At 63.5% G+C, this 1,282-nt stretch carries 3 protein-coding genes; all 3 read left to right on the forward strand.

All coding sequences use genetic code 11. The features are described from left to right. Nucleotides 1–359, forward strand: a 359-nt coding sequence (locus EOA36_RS35670) for a hypothetical protein (protein WP_127281256.1), incomplete at its 5' end; no start/stop codon positions are given. Then, nucleotides 356–1,063: a hypothetical protein gene (locus EOA36_RS35675; protein WP_127281257.1), complete on the forward strand. Its 708-nt coding sequence runs from the start codon at nt 356–358 to the stop codon at nt 1,061–1,063. The genes EOA36_RS35670 and EOA36_RS35675, both read left to right, overlap by 4 nt. 11 nt (nt 1,064–1,074) lie before the next feature. After that, nucleotides 1,075–1,282 (forward strand): WD40 repeat domain-containing protein (locus tag EOA36_RS35680; RefSeq protein ID WP_245464564.1); only part of this gene is annotated, 208 nt, incomplete at its 3' end.

The following is a 1,282-nucleotide window of genomic DNA, read 5'->3' on the forward strand; positions in this document are numbered from 1 at the left end:
GGAGTGCCACGGTTGGCGGCATCGCCGCCGGCCTGCTGCTGGTTGCCGACGCGTCGGCACAGGACGCCTGCGGCCTCTGCGCCAAGCAGGTGGTCATCAATTCGGAACTGGCGACCTGCTTTCTCGACCAGTACGACCAGATCGCCAAGGCCAGCAGCGACGCGATCGTCGTCGATCTCTCGGGCTGCGCCTCGCGCGGCATCGTCGAGGCCTTGCCGTCGCCGAACAAGGCCCCGGCGGAACCGGACGTGCAGTTCATTGTCTCGCGCCCGCAACTGGCGTGCCTGAAGAAGCAGCTCGAAGCGCCGGGCGTCGTGCTCGATCCCTCCGCCACCATCGAACTGGATAGCTGCAAATGAAGAAGCCGGGGGGCACGACGAAGCAGGCAGCAGCAGTGACACCGGCAAAGGACGCGGCTGCGAAGCAGGCGCTGCCGGAAACCACCGAAGGCTTCCCGTGGCCGAGCAGCCATGAGATCAAGAAGGAAAGCAACCCCTTCACCGACCGCGACTGGCGCATGCTGGTCTATGCCTGGTCGGGCATGCTGGTGCGCTTCGCCATCATCTTCACCTTGGCATTCTCGGTCTATCAGTTCCTGGCCAATCAGGAGCAGAAGCGCGTGGAGCAGACCATGTCCCTGGTCGAGCTTTGGGAGACAAAGGATTATCAGCAGGCGCAACGAGCGCTCAAGGATCGCCTCGCGGCCCTCAATTCCAAATACGACAATCTGCTCAGCGCCAACCCTTCGCCGACCGAGGAGCAGGTATTCCGGCAACGTATCGGCATCGAGGCGATGAGCGCTTCCGGTGGCGACATGCCGCTCGCCGACTTCGGCGAGAATTTCGACCGCATCGTCTATTTCCTCAACCGGCTGTCCTTCTGCGTCGATGGCGACCTGTGTTCGCGCAAGGTGACCGACGCCTATTTCCGCGACTATGCCGTCTCCTTCTGGAGTTACTTTGCCGGCTATGTCGACAAACAGCGCAAGGCCGGCTCCCCCACTTTCGCCACGGCGATCGAAGCCTATGTGCGCAGCGGGCGACCGTCGGCTGAAGCCAAATAACGATGACAAGGATGAGCCTCCGCCTCATGCGTGCCTTCCGCTGGCTCGCCATGGCTGGAGCCTTGGTCGCCGCGTCGGTCGCCCGTGCCGAGGACGCCCCGGATTTCCACCTCGATCTCGACACTGGCGGCCACAGCGCGCGGGTCACCGATCTCGCCTTCACGCCCGATGGCGAGAATCTCGTCTCGGCCTCCGACGACAAGACCATCCGTATCTGGG

Source organism: Mesorhizobium sp. M8A.F.Ca.ET.021.01.1.1 (assembly GCF_003998025.1).
Classification (GTDB): Bacteria; Pseudomonadota; Alphaproteobacteria; order Rhizobiales; family Rhizobiaceae; genus Mesorhizobium.

What these genes read in the sequence shown, in the direction of transcription:
- EOA36_RS35675 (WP_127281257.1), top strand. Translation starts at nt 356, where the DNA reads ATGAAGAAGCCGGGGGGCACGACGAAGCAGGCAGCAGCAGTGACACCG.